The sequence below is a fragment of the Streptomyces sp. NPDC097981 genome (genome assembly GCF_040302565.1).
Taxonomy (GTDB): domain Bacteria; phylum Actinomycetota; class Actinomycetes; order Streptomycetales; family Streptomycetaceae; genus Streptomyces.
This window is the reverse complement of the sequence record NZ_JBEORW010000039.1, coordinates 63,088-79,034: the sequence shown is the minus strand read 5'-3', so window position 1 is coordinate 79,034 and position 15,947 is coordinate 63,088. Positions and strand designations below refer to the sequence as shown.

At 71.6% G+C, this 15,947-nt stretch carries 15 protein-coding genes; 12 read left to right on the top strand and 3 right to left on the bottom strand.

Annotated elements, in window-relative coordinates:
* The first annotated feature begins 250 nt into the window (after positions 1–250).
* From ABTY04_RS30535 to ABTY04_RS30505, 7 genes are all read left to right on the top strand, one after another.
* Complete coding sequence (locus tag ABTY04_RS30535) at positions 251–1,486, top strand: MFS transporter (RefSeq protein ID WP_352216649.1); 1,236 nt, start codon at positions 251–253, stop codon at positions 1,484–1,486.
* Positions 1,458–2,606, top strand: coding sequence for an acetoin utilization protein AcuC (locus ABTY04_RS30530; RefSeq protein WP_352216654.1), 1,149 nt, complete (start codon positions 1,458–1,460; stop codon positions 2,604–2,606). Before ABTY04_RS30535 ends, ABTY04_RS30530 begins: the two co-directional genes overlap by 29 nt.
* Before the next feature lie 91 nt (positions 2,607–2,697).
* Positions 2,698–3,573 carry a phosphatase gene (locus ABTY04_RS30525; protein WP_352216648.1) on the top strand — a complete coding sequence of 292 codons (876 nt, stop codon included), beginning with the start codon at positions 2,698–2,700 and terminating at the stop codon, positions 3,571–3,573.
* 69 nt (positions 3,574–3,642) lie between these two features.
* Positions 3,643–3,852 carry a helix-turn-helix domain-containing protein gene (locus ABTY04_RS30520; RefSeq protein WP_008738568.1) on the top strand — a complete coding sequence of 70 codons (210 nt, stop codon included), beginning with the start codon at positions 3,643–3,645 and terminating at the stop codon, positions 3,850–3,852.
* Positions 3,853–3,973: 121 nt separating this feature from the next.
* A complete protein-coding gene (locus tag ABTY04_RS30515; protein WP_003948845.1) occupies positions 3,974–4,072 on the top strand; it encodes a 30S ribosomal protein bS22 in 99 nt (32 codons plus the stop codon).
* A 92-nt stretch (positions 4,073–4,164) separates the two neighbouring features.
* Complete coding sequence (locus ABTY04_RS30510) at positions 4,165–5,247, top strand: NAD-dependent epimerase/dehydratase family protein (protein ID WP_352216647.1); 1,083 nt, start codon at positions 4,165–4,167, stop codon at positions 5,245–5,247.
* Positions 5,247–6,239 (top strand): lysophospholipid acyltransferase family protein, encoded by a 993-nt coding sequence (locus tag ABTY04_RS30505; RefSeq protein WP_352216646.1) that lies wholly within the window; start codon positions 5,247–5,249, stop codon positions 6,237–6,239. The genes ABTY04_RS30510 and ABTY04_RS30505 overlap by 1 nt, the downstream gene beginning before the upstream one ends.
* An 85-nt stretch (positions 6,240–6,324) precedes the next feature.
* On the opposite strand, the gene ABTY04_RS30500 is transcribed toward ABTY04_RS30505, so the two are convergent.
* The 3 genes from ABTY04_RS30500 to ABTY04_RS30490 all read right to left on the bottom strand — a co-directional run bounded on the left by ABTY04_RS30500 (position 6,325) and on the right by ABTY04_RS30490 (position 10,028).
* The gene (locus ABTY04_RS30500; protein ID WP_352216645.1) at positions 6,325–7,527 is read right to left on the bottom strand and encodes a DUF5667 domain-containing protein; all 1,203 of its coding nucleotides are present in this window, start codon (positions 7,525–7,527) and stop codon (positions 6,325–6,327) included.
* A 289-nt stretch (positions 7,528–7,816) separates the two neighbouring features.
* Positions 7,817–8,632, bottom strand: coding sequence for an ECF subfamily RNA polymerase sigma factor, BldN family (locus ABTY04_RS30495; RefSeq protein WP_352216644.1), 816 nt, complete (start codon positions 8,630–8,632; stop codon positions 7,817–7,819).
* 409 nt (positions 8,633–9,041) lie between these two features.
* Entirely contained in the window at positions 9,042–10,028 is a 987-nt protein-coding gene (locus ABTY04_RS30490; protein WP_352216643.1) for an HAD family hydrolase, read from the bottom strand.
* Positions 10,029–10,136: 108 nt separating this feature from the next.
* Between ABTY04_RS30490 and ABTY04_RS30485 the strand changes: the two genes are divergently transcribed.
* From ABTY04_RS30485 to ABTY04_RS30465, 5 genes are all read left to right on the top strand, one after another.
* Complete coding sequence (locus tag ABTY04_RS30485) at positions 10,137–10,415, top strand: glutaredoxin family protein (RefSeq protein ID WP_352216642.1); 279 nt, start codon at positions 10,137–10,139, stop codon at positions 10,413–10,415.
* Positions 10,416–10,687: 272 nt separating this feature from the next.
* Positions 10,688–11,530, top strand: coding sequence for a redox-sensing transcriptional repressor Rex (locus tag ABTY04_RS30480; protein ID WP_352216641.1), 843 nt, complete (start codon positions 10,688–10,690; stop codon positions 11,528–11,530).
* On the top strand, positions 11,527–13,257 hold the full coding sequence (locus tag ABTY04_RS30475) for a glutamyl-tRNA reductase (protein WP_352216640.1): 1,731 nt from the start codon (positions 11,527–11,529) through the stop codon (positions 13,255–13,257). The genes ABTY04_RS30480 and ABTY04_RS30475 overlap by 4 nt, the downstream gene beginning before the upstream one ends.
* Complete coding sequence (gene hemC, locus ABTY04_RS30470; protein ID WP_352216639.1) at positions 13,254–14,222, top strand: hydroxymethylbilane synthase; 969 nt, start codon at positions 13,254–13,256, stop codon at positions 14,220–14,222. Before ABTY04_RS30475 ends, hemC begins: the two co-directional genes overlap by 4 nt.
* On the top strand, positions 14,219–15,886 hold the full coding sequence (locus ABTY04_RS30465) for a bifunctional uroporphyrinogen-III C-methyltransferase/uroporphyrinogen-III synthase (RefSeq protein WP_352216638.1): 1,668 nt from the start codon (positions 14,219–14,221) through the stop codon (positions 15,884–15,886). The genes hemC and ABTY04_RS30465 overlap by 4 nt, the downstream gene beginning before the upstream one ends.
* The last annotated feature ends 61 nt before the right edge of the window (positions 15,887–15,947 follow it).

Below are 15,947 nucleotides of genomic sequence, written 5' to 3'. Positions count from 1 at the left end.
GGTACTGCAGGGGGGACCCTGTGGGAGAGTAGGACGCCGCCGAACAATCATTGTGGGAAAGCCCCGCACCTTATGGTGCGGGGCTTTTCTGCGTTTACGGCCATCTTTTGCGCAGGGTCGGGGCCACGGGCTACGACCTCCTCCGGGAGCCGGCTCCCGTCGCCGGCCATGAAGGAGCTGACGGTCCTTCTGGAACTCCCTGTGTGATCTCTCTACCCACCGGTAGCCCGCGGGCCTACGCTGTGCCGCCATGACAGAAGACGTACGGCTGCGCCGGGGCCGGGGCTCCTTGGGGTTCAGCTTCTTCGTACAAGGCGTGACCTTCGCCCTCCTCGTGACGCGGATCCCCGCCATCCAGGACCGGTACGGGATATCCGACGGGCTGCTGCCCGCCTTCCTCGCCGCCGTGCCGATCCTCGCCGGGGTGTCCAGCGTCGTCACCGAGCACCTCGTGAAGCGGGTCGGGTCCGCCGTCGTACTGCGGTGGGCGCAGCCGCTCGTCCTGCTCGCCCTGCTGGGAGTCGGGGCCGGCAGCCGGATGTGGCACGCGGCGCTGGCACTGGGCGCGTTCGGGCTGTCGGTCGGTGCGCTCGACGCGTCGATGAACATGCTCGGCGTCAGCCTCCAGCGGGCGTACGGGCGCAGCATCATGCTCGGCTTCCATGCCGCGTACAGCCTGGGCGGGATCGTGGGGGCGTCCGCCGCCTGGGCGGGGGCGCACTGGCACCTGTCGCTGTTCACCTCGTACCTGCCGGCCGTCGTCATGCTGCTGCCGTCAGCCTTGTACGGGAGCCGGTTCTACGCCGACCGGCCGGCGGATGCCGAGCAGGGTACGGAGCCGGGGGCCGGCGGGTTCAAGTGGCTGCTGCCGCTGTGCCTGGTGATGGCGTGTGCGTACATCGGGGATTCGACGGTGTCGAACTGGAGCGCCAAGTACCTCCAGGACGTACTGGGGAGCTCGGAGCAGCTGGCGACGGTCCCGTACAACGTGTACATGGTGACCACGCTGATCGGGCGTGCGGTCGGGGACCTGGGCGTGCGGCGCTTCGGGGCGGTGGCCGTCGTACGGATCGGGACGCTCGTCGCCGCCGGCGGGTTCGCGGTCGTGGCCGCCGCGCCCGGGGCGTGGACGGGGATGCTCGGGTTCACGCTGCTCGGGATCGGGCTGTGCGTGATCGTGCCGCAGACCTTCGCGGCCGCGGGCAGGCGCGCGGTGGAGCACAACGGGCCAGGAGCCTCGGACACGGCCGTGGCGCGGCTCAACATCTTCAACTACGTCGGTTTCCTGATCGGTTCGCCGCTCGTCGGCGGGATCGGGGACGCCTGGAACTACCGGGGCGCGATGCTCGTGCCGATGGGACTGGTCCTCGTGACACTCTTCCACGCCCGCTCGTTCGGCGCGGAGGGCGCCCGATACGGTGTCGGGCATGAGCGGCGAGCCGGTGACCGGGCTGTTGATGTGGGACGAGGCGGTAACGAGGTATGACTTCGGACCGAGCCATCCGATGGATCCGGTGCGCCTGGCGCTGACCATGGGCCTGGTGCGCGCCTTCGGGCTGGACCGGGAGATGTCCGTACGGGCGGCACCAGCAGCGGGGGACTCCACGCTGCGGCTGGTCCACCGGGAGGACTACGTGGCCGCGGTGCGCGAGGTGTCCGCGGATCCCGGGGTGGCCGACGGGTCGTACGGGCTGGGGACGATGGACGATCCCGCCTTCCACGGGATGCACCAGGCCTCGGCGCTGATCGCAGGGCAGTCGGTGGCGGCCGCGGAGGCGGTCTGGCGCGGGGAGGCCGAGCACGCGGTGAACTTCGCGGGCGGGCTGCACCATGCGATGCCGGGCGGCGCGGCAGGGTTCTGCGTGTACAACGACGCGGCGCTGGCGATCGCGCGGCTCCTGGAGCTGGGGGCGGAGCGCGTCGCGTACGTGGACGTGGACGTGCACCACGGCGACGGGGTCCAGGCGGCGTTCTGGGACGACCCCCGGGTGCTGACGATCTCCCTGCACGAGCATCCGCGGACGCTGTTCCCGCAGACCGGCTGGCCGGAGGAGACGGGCGGGCCGGCCGCGGAGGGTTCGGCGGTGAACGTGGCGCTGCCGGCCGGGACCGGGGACGAAGGGTGGCTGCGGGCGTTCCACGCGACGGTGCCCGAGCTCTTGGCGGACTTCCGGCCGCAGGTGCTGGTGACCCAGCACGGGGCGGACACGCATTTCGAGGACCCCCTCGCCCATCTCGCGGTGTCGCTGGACGCGCAGCGGGCCGTACAGGAGGCCTGTCACCGGCTCGCGCACGAGTACGCGGGCGGCAGGTGGCTGGCACTGGGCGGCGGCGGGTACGCGGTTGTGGACGTCGTGCCGCGGTCGTGGACGCATCTGGTGGGGATCGTGGGGCACCGTCCGGTCGATCCGCAGTCGGCGGTCCCGGACGCGTGGCGGGACGAGGTGTACGCGCGGACGCGGCAGCCGGGGCCGGCCCGGATGACGGACGGGCGGACGGTGGAGTGGCGGGACTGGGAGGCGGGCTACGATCCGGCCGACCGGATCGATCAGGCCGTTCTGGCGACGAGGCGGGCGGTGTTCCCGTTGCGTGGCCTGCTCACGTAAGGCCTGGGAGCGGTGATGCATCGTTACGCCAAGTGTGGGGCTGTTCGCCGGAATTGATGATCCGCCAGGTGTCGTGCGGCAGCATCGGAGGGTGTTGAGCACCGGCGCGCTGCGTGCGCATCTGCTGGCCGCCCGGTTGGCCGGGCCCGTCGCCACCTCGCGGGAGGAGAGCCTGCGCAGCTACCGGCTGTTCGCGGCGCGGGATCCGCGGGTGCTGCTCGGGCTGGATCCGGAGCGGTGCTGGGGCGAGGGCGACCTGCTGAGGCTGATGGCGGACAAGTGCGGGGTCTCGGCGGATCCGGCGCACGTCAGCGGGCCGGATGTGATCGATCCGGAGCGGACGCTGGCGGCCTTGGAGGCGTTCGCGGGGCGGCTGCGCGCAGCGGCCGGGGCGCGGTCGCCCGTGCTGTTCGGGACGGGGCATCCGCATCGTCTCCTGGGGTTCTACGCCAGTTTGGCGCAGGCCCTGTCGGCGGCGGGATGTGTTGTGCTCACCCCGGCGCAGGGGGTCCGTGTCGACATGACGACCCGGTTCGGCGTACGCAGGCACAGCATCGATTACGTACGGGGAGTCGCGTTGGTGCGGGAACCCGGCGCGCGGCCTCCTGGAAGTGCCACCGGCGCGCACACCCATTCACCCCTGCCGGTTCGGATGGCGCTCGGGGCGCTCGCGGAGGCCGGCGGCCCGCTGCCGGAATTGGTGGTGGGGGATCACGGCTGGGTCTGCGGCGCAGGTCAGCTCGGTGTGGAGGCGATCGGGCTGGCGGATACGGATGATCCGGCGCTGTTCGTAGGCGAGGCGGAGGGGCGGGTGGCGGTGGCCGTTCCGCTTGATGACGCGGTGCGCGCGGACTACTACGGACCGCTCGTTCGCTATGTACTCGATCGGGCGAGTCTGTCGGGCGCGCAGGAGTGGCCGCAGCTCCTCTTCCCCACTCGTATCACACGCCCCTACTCTGGGGAGTGAGCGTGCGACGACGAGGAGTAACCGGAGGGGAAGCCGGTGCCCGTCATGCGCGGAAGGTCAAGGTGTGTCATGGCTGCTGGCGAGAGGCCTCTCAGTGAGGTGCAGTTCCTGACCGTGGCGGAGGTTGCCTCGGTGATGCGAGTGTCGAAGATGACCGTGTACCGCCTGGTGCACAACGGTCATCTGCCCGCAATCCGGGTGGGCCGGTCCTTCCGGGTCCCCGAGAACGCGGTTCACGAGTACCTCCGAGAGTCCTATGTGGGGGTGGAGTCGGCCTGAGATTCACCTGCGGTGTCCCTCGGATTACAAGCTCGGAGCTCGGGCGGGTAGGCTAGGCCGACGTAGGTCGTGTGGGCCCAGACGCCCCGCACCAGTGAAGAAGAAGTGAGCGAGGGTAGTCGTGGGCTCTGTTATCAAGAAGCGGCGCAAGCGGATGGCGAAGAAGAAGCACCGCAAGCTGCTCAAGCGCACCCGCGTCCAGCGCCGTAACAAGAAGTAAACGGCAGCTGTACGTGTTCTCCGCAGCCCCTCCACCATCCTGGTGGAGGGGCTGCGGTGTAGCCGGGGGACGACGAGGAAGGCGCTGAGCTCGTGGGGAAGGTCGTGCTCGTTACCGGGGCAGCCCGGCAGCTGGGGGGCCGCTTCGTGCGGCGCGTCCAGCGTGATCCTGAGGTCGAACGTGTCATCGCGGTCGACGCGGTGGCGCCGCCTCACGGGCTCGGATCGGCGGAGTTCGTCCGTACGGACATCAGGCAGTCGTCCATCGCCCGGGTGCTCGCCGAGCACGCCGTGGACACGGTGGTCCACCTGGCCGTCACCGGCGGCAGCCCGGGGCCGGGCGGCGGCACGGGCAGTGCCGTCAAGGAGACCAACGTCATCGGGACGATGCAGCTGCTGGGGGCCTGCCAGAAGTCGCCGACGGTACGGCGGCTGGTGGTGAAGTCGAGTACGTACGTGTACGGGGGCGCCTCGCGGGATCCGGCCGTTTTCACGGAGACCACACAGTCCAAGTCACTGCCGGCGGGGGGCTTCGCGAAGGACGCCGTTGAGGTCGAGTCGTACGTACGGGGCTTCGCGCGCAGACGGCCCGACGTGGCGGTGTGCGTGCTGCGCTTCGCGAACATCCTGGGGCCGTACGCGGACTCCGCGCTCGCCGAGTACTTCTCGATGTCGGTGATGCCGACGGTGCTGGGGTACGACCCGCGGTTGCAGTTCGTCCACGAGGACGATGTGCTGGACGTGCTGCGGCTGGCGGCGGGGGAGCCTCAGCGCGGGACGCTGAACAGCGGGACCTTCAACATCGCGGGGGACGGGGTGCTGCTGCTGTCGCAGTGCGCGCGCCGGCTGGGACGGCCGACGGTGCCGCTGCTGCTGCCTGCGGTCACGTGGGTGGGGTCGGCGCTGCGCGCGGTGGGGGTCACCGATTTCTCGCCGGAGCAGATCAGACTGCTCACGCACGGGCGGGTCGTGGAGACGTCCCAGATGCGGGAGGTGCTGGGATTCAAGCCCATGTACACGACCGCCGAGACCTTCGCGGATTTCGCGCGCAGCCGGGGGACCGGGCTGCTGCCGCCGGAGCGCGTGGGGCAGGCCGTGGACCGGGTTGGGGCCATGCTGAACGGGCACAGCCCGGACGTCGGGGTTGCCGGAGCCGAAGAGGGAGCGCAGCGATAGTGGCGGATGCCAAGGTCATTCCGTTCGACGAGGACCGGCCGCGCCGGCGGGGCGCCGGGCCGCGGAGAGTACGGGCGGTGCCCGCTCCGGAGCCGGTGGTGGAGGCCGTGGAGCCGGCCGCGGCGGAGCCCGCTCCCGTGGAGGCGGCCGGGCCTGCCTGGGACCGGCGGATCGCCGGTGGGCTCGCGTTCCTGCGGCGGCGGGTCACCGGGGACTACGAGGTCGACGAGTTCGGCTATGACAAGGAGCTGACGGACCAGGTCCTGATGTCCTTGATGCGGCCGCTGTTCGACAAGTACTTCCGGGTCGAGGTCAAGGGCATCGAGAACATCCCGGCCGAGGGCGGGGCGCTGATCGTGGCGAACCACTCCGGGACGCTGCCGCTGGACGGGCTGATGATGCAGGTGGCGGTCCACGACCACCATCCGGCGCAGCGGCACCTGCGGCTGCTGGCGGCGGACCTGGTGTTCATGCTGCCGGTGGTGAACGAGCTGGCGCGCAAGGCAGGGCACACGCTGGCGTGCTCGGAGGACGCGCAGCGGCTGCTCGAAGCCGGGGAACTGGTCGGGGTGATGCCGGAGGGCTTCAAGGGGATAGGGAAGCCGTTCGGAGACCGGTACAAGCTCCAGCGGTTCGGGCGGGGCGGGTTCGTGTCGACGGCGCTGCGGGCGGGGACGCCGATCGTGCCGTGCTCGATCGTGGGGGCGGAGGAGATCTACCCGATGGTCGGCAACGCGAAGACGTTGGCGAGGCTGCTGGGGATCCCGTACTTCCCGATCACGCCGACGTTCCCGTGGCTGGGGCCGTTGGGTGCGGTGCCGTTGCCGACGAAGTGGACGATCCAGTTCGGCGAGCCGATCGTGACGGACGGGTATCCGGCGGAGGCGGCGGAGGACCCGATGCTGATGTTCAACCTGACGGACGAGGTGCGCGAGCAGATCCAGCACACGCTGTACAAACTGCTGGTGCAGCGGCGGTCCGTGTTCTTCTGATTCCTCGGAGGCCGTTCCGCCGGGTCTGTTTCACGGCGCAGGCCCTCAGTCCCGTTCGGGGCTGAGGGCCTGCGGCCGTTCGGTGCTACTTGGTGTCCTCCGCCTTGATGCCCAGGCCCGGGAGGAGGCCCGGGAGCAGGGGCGGCAGGGTGATGTCCGGCTGTGCCTGCTCCGGCGAGGACGAGGGCGCCAGGGTGCCCTGCCCCGTGGGCGGGTGCAGGAGGTCGCCGGCGCCGCCCAGGAGGCCGCCGGGGGCCGGTGAGGGCTTGCTGCCGCCGGGCGGGGTCGGGGTCGGGCTGGCCGAGGGGGCGCCCGCCGCCGGTGCGGACTGCTGCTGTTGCTGCCCGGCCGGAGCGCTCGGCTTGGCCGGGGCGCCGGAGCCGCGGGTCCGCTCCGGGGCCTTCGGGAGCAGGCTCTGCAGGGGCGCCACGTCATCGTCTATGGCCTGGAAGACCGACTCGACTTCTCCGCTCACGTCGGTGAGCTGCGCCGGGAGCTTTTCCCGGAGCCGGCCCCACGCGTCGCGGTGGGAGCGGGAGAACGACGACAGCGCCTGGATCGGGCCGAGCGAGCCGTCCCGTTCGTAGGCTGCCTGGAGGAGCCGGTGGCCCTCCGCCGCGTCGTGCTTCATACCGGCCAGGGCCCGGCGGATCTCGCCGAGCGACTCGTGGTCCAGTACGCCCGTCCGGCCGCGTTCCATCAGCCTGCGGGCTTCCGCGAGGCGGTTCGAGGCCTGGTCGAGGTAGAGCTCGCCCCGGTCCGCGTCCTCGTCGGTCATCCCGAGCTTCAGATCCTCCATGCCCCGCTTGATCGGGTAGAGGGAGTCACCGGGCAGGGCGTCCGTGCTGGCAGCGGCCACTCCGCTGAAGGCCCCCGCGGCCACACCTACGGTGAGGCCGCCCGCTGCGATGCCCTTGGACCAGCGGGAGCGGGGCCGCAATTTCCGGAGCGAGGTCGCCCGGTGGGCGCCGCGGCCGGTCCGCTGCTCGGGCACTTGAGGGTCCGAGGCGGCACCGCCCCCGGCCCTCTCTTCCATCACCCTGGCCTCCATGGCGGCCACGAGCTGCGCTCGTTGCACCACTTTGACCCCGGGGTCCAGCACCGGGCGCGGCATTCTTTCGCCGAGCGCGCTCGCCAGGGCCAACAACCGGTCGTGGTCGGCAGGTTCGGCAGGTGCCTGGGACTGCTCGGCCGCCGGGTCCGGTTCTGGAGGATCGGATGGGTTCCGATCCTCCAGGGCCTGGGCGAAGGCGTTCGCCCGCCGGTGCGGAGTCACGTTCGCGATCACTGGCGGCACCTCCTCTCGTCATGACGATCGACTCCCCAAGGTGTCCGGAAGGTTGCCTTCCTTGAGCACGTCCACACTTTCGGGTGAGCGGCTTCAGGCAGGGCATGTCCACAGGGAGCCTGCATCCCGCACAACGAGCGGCGCGGCACTTGGGTTACGGACGAAGGATGATCGGACCACAGCGTCATCGAGGGGTCACCGGTTGTGTGGATTGTCAGGAGGGCCGGAAGGTGTGGGGGGTGTGGCAGGGGGAGGCGTTCGGGGGTGGCGGTGTCGGGCCCGGCGGGGGTCAGCGGGCGTCGTCCGGGAGCAGGCGGGCCAGCGTGCGGACAGCCCGGTACTGAAGCGTCTTGATGGCGCCCTCGTTCTTGCCCATCACCCGGGCGGTCTCGGCGACCGACAGGCCTTGGAGGAACCGCAGGGTCACGCACTCCTGCTGCTGGGGATTGAGCTTGCGCACGGCTTCCAGCAGGGCGGCGTTGGAGAGGGACTCCAGGACCGAGTCCTCGGGGGATCGTTCCACCTCGTTCGCGTCCAGCATCTCGCCCGTGGTCACTTCCAGGCGGAAGCGGCTGGACTTGAAGTGGTCCGCGACCAGGTTGCGGGCGATCGTCACGAGCCAGGCGCCGAAGTCGCGGCCCTGCCAGGTGAAGGTGGAGATGCGGCGCAGTGCCCGCAGAAAGGTCTCGCTGGTGAGATCCTCTGCGGTCGCCTTGCCGCCGACGCGGTAGTAGATGTACCGGTAGACCGTGTCGCTGTACTGGTCGTAGAGCCGGCCGAAGGCCTCGGCCTCGCCGGCCTGGGCGCGTTCGACCAGGTCCATCATGCGGGCCTGGTCGCTGTCCGCGGTGGGGCGGCGTGCGGCGGGCGCGCTCGTTCCGGTGGCGGTGCCGCCGGCGCCTCCTCCCGCGCGACCGCGTCTGCCCACCGTCGCTCCGCCGTCCGTCAGGGCATAGCAAGGACCGGCCGGGCCGAGGCCGGCAGGGACCGCGGCGGCGAAGGCAGGGACGGCGTACGCGGTGGGGACGAAGCCGCGCAGGTGGTCGAGGACCGTTGCGCGCAGCGTAGCCAGGCCCGAGGCGTCAACCCCGACAGGTGGGTACACGGGACTCCCAGAGGCAGAGCTTCCATCACGTGCAGTGCGAGACCGTTCACCCGTCGTGGCGACAGATGGGCGGTGGCATGCGTTTGAGGAGAATAACGCTTCGTACAGGGAGCGCTACACCCAGTTGCTCAAATCACCGATTCCGACACTTCTGTTGCGTGTCGAAGGCATATTCGGTCGCAGTTGGTGATCGCTTCTTGATCGGTTGAGCGCGCGGAATGGACGGTTCCACGTGGCTCGCGACCGAGTCGGGCATGCGGGAGTGGCGCGCGGGACGCGGGGGTAGAGGTGGGGGAATGCCCGCGGCGCAGCGGGCCGGCGGCCCGCGAGGCGTCGCCCGGCCGGCCGCGCGGCGGCTGCCGCCCAGGCTGCGGCCTGGGCGGCAGCCTGGGCCGCGGGGCGCAGCGGGCTACTTGCGGCGGCGGTGCAGGGCGATGGCGGCGGCCGCGCCGCCCGCGATCGCGCCGACCCCGGCGGCGGCCGGGACGCCGACCTTCACGGCCTTGCGGCCGGTCCGATAGTCGCGCAGCCGCCAGTCGTGTGCCCGGGCATGCTTGCGCAGTTTTGTGTCGGGATTGATCGCGTACGGATGTCCGACCAGCGACAGCATCGGAATGTCGTTGTGCGAATCGGAGTACGCCGCGCAGCGTTCGAGGTCGAGGCCCTCGGCGGCGGCCAGCGCGCGCACGGCCTCGGCCTTCGCGGGTCCGTGCAGCGGCTCGCCGACGAGCCGGCCGGTGTAGATGCCGTCGACGGACTCGGCGACGGTGCCGAGCGCCCCGGTCAGGCCGAGCCGGCGGGCGATGATCGTGGCGGTCTCCACGGGCGCGGCCGTGACGAGCCAGACCTTCTGGCCGGCGTCGAGGTGGGCCTGGGCCAGGGCGCGGGTGCCCGGCCAGATCCGCTCGGCCATGTACTCGTCGTAGATCTCCTCGCCGATGGACATGAGCTCGGAGACCTTGTGGCCCTTGACGATGGAAAGGGCGCTGTCGCGGGCGTCCTGCATGTGCTCGGGGTCCTCGACCCCGGCGAGCCGGAACCAGGCCTGCTGCCAGGCGAAGCGGGCGAGCTCGCGGCGGTGGAAGAACTCCCGCTTGTAGAGGCCGCGGCCGAAGTGGAAGATCGCGGCGCCCTGCATGACGGTGTTGTCGAGGTCGAAGAAGGCGGCGGCGAGGTCGTCGCCGGCGACGGGGAACTCGGGTTCGGCCGGTTCCGCTTCCTCGGCTGCCGCCCCGGCCGTCCGCCCGGCGGTCTCCTCGGGCTCGGCGGGTGGTCCGGCATCCGCCTCGCGCGCCTGCGCGGTCTTGCGGGCGGCCTCGGCCGAGGCCTCGCCTGCCAGCACGCTCCGCGCGGTTGCGGAGCGCCTACGGGGGGTGAGCCATCCCAGAGCGGCCATGACGCGAGCATAGCCATTGTGTTCGGGAGTTCCCGAACCGAAGCGATGCCGAGGGCGTGAACTCTTCGGTGCGCGGGTGTTACGGGGCGGCGCGGGAGAATGGGGGGCATGAGCCCTTTGCTGCGTCGTAAGGAAAAGAAGCGTCCCGGCGAGCGGTTGGTCACGCTCATCGGGAAGCCGGGGTGCCATCTCTGCGATGACGCCGAGGAGGTGATCGAGAAGGTCTGTGCGGAAGTCGGAGCACAGTGGGAGAAGAAGGATATTTCGCAGGACGCGGAGCTCTATCGGCGGCACTGGGAGCAGATTCCGGTCGTGCTGGTCGACGGCGAGCAGCACACCTTCTGGAGGGTGAACCCGGACCGGTTGCGCCGGGCGTTGGGGGGCTGACCTCCGGCCGGTTACCATCATGGGCGATTTGCGGGGTCTCGGGGGCGTATCGATGAGGAGTGTGTACCGTTTTGCCCGCCTCGGGATTTGAACGGGTTCGGCGTGTTGTGGGTTCCCGTCCTGCGCACCCGCGTCGCGTGACCCCGGTCACTTTGCTCGGACAAAGCGGACACAATCTTTGTGCACGCGTTCACAAAGGCATAGCCTGCTTTCGACGGGGCGGTCTTGGGACAAGTGACCGCCTGCAGCCCCGCTCATCCCGCAGGAGCATCGTGGCAACTGGCCGAACTCACCGACCGGCGACCCGCAGCCGAGGTATTCCCGAGGCCACTGTCGCCCGGCTTCCGCTGTACTTGCGCGCACTCACCGCGCTCTCCGAGCGATCGGTGCCCACGGTGTCCTCCGAGGAGCTCGCGGCGGCCGCCGGAGTCAACTCCGCCAAGCTCCGCAAAGACTTCTCCTACCTGGGTTCATACGGTACGCGCGGCGTCGGCTACGACGTCGAGTACCTCGTGTACCAGATCTCCCGCGAACTCGGCCTGACCCAGGACTGGCCGGTTGTCATCGTCGGCATCGGCAACCTCGGTGCGGCCCTCGCCAACTACGGCGGCTTCTCCGCGCGCGGATTCCGCGTCGCGGCCCTCATCGACGCCGACCCCGCGATGGCCGGCAAGCCGGTCGCGGGCATGCCCGTGCAGCACACCGACGACCTTGAGAAGATCATCGAGGAGAACGGCGTCTCGATCGGCGTCATCGCGACCCCGGCGGGCGCCGCCCAGCAGGTGAGCGAGCGGCTGATCGCCGCCGGTGTCACCTCCATCCTGAACTTCGCGCCGACCGTGCTGTCCGTCCCGGACGGGGTGGACGTGCGCAAGGTCGACCTGTCGATCGAACTCCAGATCCTGGCGTTCCACGAGCAGCGCAAGGCCGGGGAGGAAGCCGCGGCCGGCGCCGCCCCCTCCTCCGTCGCCCCCGCCGACGCGGATGCGGCCGACGCCGCAGTCGTCGGCTCCGGCGCGGCCCCCGCCGCGGCCGTCGAGCCGCCCGCCGGGCGGTCCGCCGCCGCACGCAAGAGCGGCCCCGAGGGCGATGTTCCGGCGGTGATGCCGGCATGAGCCTGCTCGTCGTGGGACTGAGCCACCGCAGCGCGCCGGTGAGCGTGCTCGAACGCGCCTCCCTGTCGGCCGACGCCAAGGTCAAGCTCCTGCACGACACCCTCGCCGCAGAGCCGGCGACGGAGGCGACGGTGCTCGCCACGTGCAACCGGATCGAGCTGTACGCGGACGTGGACAAGTTCCACGCCGGTGTGGCCGAGCTGTCGACCCTGCTCGCGCAGCACAGCGGGGTGGCTCTGGAGGAGCTCACTCCGTACCTGTACGTCCACTACGAGGACCGGGCCGTCCACCACCTGTTCTCGGTGGCCTGCGGGCTGGACTCGATGGTGGTCGGCGAGGGCCAGATCCTCGGGCAGATCAAGGACGCGCTGGCGCTGGGGCAGGAGCTCCACTCCGCCGGCCGCCTGATCAACGACCTGTTCCAGCAGGCGCTGCGCGTCGGCAAGCGGGCGCACTCCGAGACCGGGATCGACCGGGCCGGACAGTCGCTGGTGACCTTCGGGCTCGAACAGCTGACAGCCGGGCGCGAGCCGGTGGACGTCTGGGCCGGGGGCAAGCGGGCGCTGGTGATCGGCGCCGGGTCGATGTCCTCGCTGGCCGCCGCCACGCTGGCGCGGGTCGGCATCGCCGAGATCGTCGTGGCGAACCGCACCGCAGAGCGGGCGGACCGTTTGGTCGAGATTCTGGTTGCCTCAGGCACTGGGGTGGCGGCCAGGTCCCTGCCGATGGCCGAGGTCGCCGACGAGCTGACGCGAGTCGATGTCGTCGTGTCCTGCACCGGCGCCACCGGGCTGGTGCTGACCGGCGAGGACGTCGCGGCCGCCGTGGGGGGCCCTGCACGGCCCGTCCCCTCCCTGCACCTTCCCGAGGCCCGGGGCCCCGTCCCGGACCCGGCGCCCCGCACGCCGGCCGGCCTGGACGCCGAGGTCGTGGCGCGGCTGGTGGCCGCCGCCGAGGCCGGGATCCGCCTCGCCGACGGCGGCGTGGCCCGGACCATCGCACCCGGCGCGGACCGCGACGGATGCCCCGTCGACGCGCCGGCCGGCGACGGACGCGCCGCGCTCACCGGTGTCGACGCCAACTCCCTCGAACTGCACGGCACATGGGCGGACCAGGGCGAGGCCGCCGCGCAGCGGCAGCCCCGCAAGGGCGCCCGCAGCCAGGTCGACGTGGCGCCCGTACGGCTCGCCCTGCTGGACCTGGCCATGCCGCGCGACATCGACGCCGCAGTGCACCGGATCCCGGGCGTCCGGCTGGTCGACATCGAATCGCTCGCCGAGGCCTCGGCCGACGCGCCGATGGCCGCCGACGTGGACGCCGTGCGCGGGATCGTCGCCGAAGAGGTGGCCGCCTTCGGGGCCGCGCAGCGGGCCGCGCACATCACGCCGACCGTCGTCGCCCTGCGGGCGATGGCCGCCGAGGTCGTGGCCATGGAAGTGGCGCGGCTCGACGGGCGGCTCCCGGACTTGGACGAACGGCAGCGGGCCGAGGTCACCCAGACCGTGCGCCGCGTCGTCGACAAGCTCCTCCACGCGCCGACCGTGCGCGTCAAGCAGCTCGCCAGCGAGCCCGGCGGCGCCGGGTACGCCGAGGCGCTGCGTGAACTCTTCGACCTCGACCCGCAGACGGTGGCCTCCGTCAGCCGGGCGGACGCGGCCGGTCAGGCCGGACAGGTCGACCAGGCCGACCAGGCTGACAAGAACCACGACTCAGGACGGGCATCATGAATCCACGTCTCGACCAGCCTCTCCGGCTCGGCACGCGGCGAAGCAAGTTGGCGATGTCCCAGTCCGGGCACGTCGCCGACGCGGTACGGGCGATCACCGGCCGGCCCGTCGAACTCGTGGAGATCACGACCTACGGTGACGTGTCCCGTGAGCACCTCGCGCAGATCGGCGGCACCGGCGTGTTCGTCACCGCGCTGCGCGACGCGCTGCTGCGCGGCGAGGTCGACTTCGCCGTCCACTCGCTGAAGGACCTGCCGACCTCCCAGCCCGAGGAACTCGTCATCGCGGCCATGCCGCCGCGCGAGGACCCGCGCGACGCGCTCGTCGCCCGTGACGGCCTGACCTTCGAGCAGCTGCCCGACGGCGCCCGTGTCGGCACCGGGTCGCCGCGCCGCATGGCGCAGCTCAACCACTACGCGCGCACCCTCGGGAAGCGCATCGAGACCGTCGCCATCCGGGGGAACGTCGACACCCGGATCGGCTTCGTGCGCGACGGAGAGCTGGATGCCGTCGTCCTCGCCGCCGCCGGACTGAACCGGATCGGCCGCAGCGCCGAGGCGACCGACTTCCTGTCGGTCGACAACGTGCTGCCCGCTCCCGGCCAGGGGGCCCTGGCGGTGGAGTGCCTCGCGTCCGACGCGGAGCTCATCGCCGCGCTCGCCGAGCTCGACGACCCGCACACCCGGGCCGCCGTGACCGCCGAGCGTTCCCTGCTCGCCGCCCTGGAGGCCGGCTGCAGCGCCCCCGTGGGCGCGCTCGCCGATCTGCTGGCCGACGGCCAGGCTGTCAATGAAATGCGCCTGCGCGGCGTCGTCGGCACCCTCGACGGCGCGACGCTCGTGCAGCTGTCCACCACCGGTCCCGTGCCCCAGTCGTACGACGAGGCCATTGCGCTCGGCCGCGAACTCGCGGACGAGATGCTGGCCAAGGGCGCGGCCGGTCTGATGGGGGAGCGATCCCTTTGAACCCCTCACGTCCGACCACCTCCGCTTTTCCGGTCGCCGCCGCCCACGGGCACGTCACCTTCCTCGGTGCCGGCCCCGGTGACCCGGGTCTGCTGACGCTGCGCGCCGTGGAGGCGCTCGCGGCCGCTGACGTACTGATCGCGGAACCCGAGGTGCTCGATGTCGTACGCACGCATGCGCGCGCCGGAGTGGACACGCCACAGCTGACGGTCGCTGACGAAGTGTCAGCAGCCGCCGGTGTCCCGGTGATCCGGGATGCGGCCAATCTTGTCATGGAGGCTGCGCGCTCCGGCAGGCGGGTCGTCCGTGCCGTCACCGGCGACCCCGGACTCGACGGCAACGCGGCCGAGGAGATGCTCGCCTGCGCCACCGGCGGCATACCCTTCGAGGTGGTGCCCGGTGTCGCGACCGCCGTCGGCGTGCCCGCGTACGCCGGCGTGCCGCTGCGCGGTGATCAGGGTGCCGACGTGCGGTTCGTGGACGCGCGCAACGCCTCCGCGCGTTGCTGGAGCGAGGTCGGCGCCAGCGACGGCACCGTCGTCGTCTCCGCGACGCTGGAGACCGTCCCGAGCGCCGCCGCCGAGCTGGTGTCTGCCGGGCGGGGGCCCGACACCCCGCTCACGGTGACCGTCGCCGGCACCACGACCCGCCAGCGGACCTGGAACGCCACCCTCGGGACCATCGCCCAGGTGTTCAAGCAGGGCAAGGTACTCCCGTCGCCCGAGGGCTCCCGGCCGGTCATAGCCGTGGTCGGTGAGCGCGGCGCCGCCGCGCGCCGCGAGGAGCTGTCCTGGTTCGAGTCGAAGCCGCTGTTCGGCTGGCGCGTCCTCGTACCGCGCACCAAGGAGCAGGCCGCTTCGCTCTCCGACCAGCTGCGTTCGTACGGCGCGGTGCCGCACGAGGTGCCGACCATCGCCGTGGAGCCGCCGCGCACCCCGCAGCAGATGGAGCGCGCGGTCAAGGGCCTGGTCACGGGCCGCTACGAGTGGATCGCCTTCACCTCGGTGAACGCCGTCAAGGCCGTCCGGGAGAAGTTCGAGGAGTACGGGCTCGACGCCCGCGCCTTCGCCGGCATCAAGGTCGCCGCCGTCGGCGAGCAGACCGCCGCCGCGCTCGTCGAGTTCGGCGTCAAGCCGGACCTGGTGCCGAGCGGCGAGCAGTCCGCGGCCGGGCTGCTGGAGGACTGGCCGCCGTACGACCCGGTCTTCGACCCGATCGACCGTGTCTTCCTGCCGCGCGCCGACATCGCGACCGAAACGCTCGTCGCGGGCCTCATAGAGCTCGGGTGGGAGGTCGACGACGTCACCGCCTACCGGACCGTGCGCGCGTCGCCGCCGCCGGCGGACACGCGCGAGGCGATCAAGGGCGGCGGCTTCGACGCCGTTCTCTTCACGTCGTCGAGCACCGTGCGCAACCTCGTCGGCATCGCCGGCAAGCCGCACAACGTCACCGTCATCGCCTGCATCGGACCGGCCACGGCCAAGACCGCGGAGGAGCACGGCCTGCGGGTCGACGTCCTGTCGCCGGAGCCGAGCGTCTCCAAGCTGGCGGAGGCCCTGGCCGAGTACGGTGCGGCGCGCCGCGAGGCGGCCAAGGAGGCCGGCGAGTCGGTGTCCCGGCCGAGCGAACGGCGCCCGGGCGCGCGGCGCCGGCGTACGACGTGAGGTGTTCCCGAATACGGGCTGGGGCCCGGACGCAGCGCGTCCGGGCCCCAGCCCGTATTCG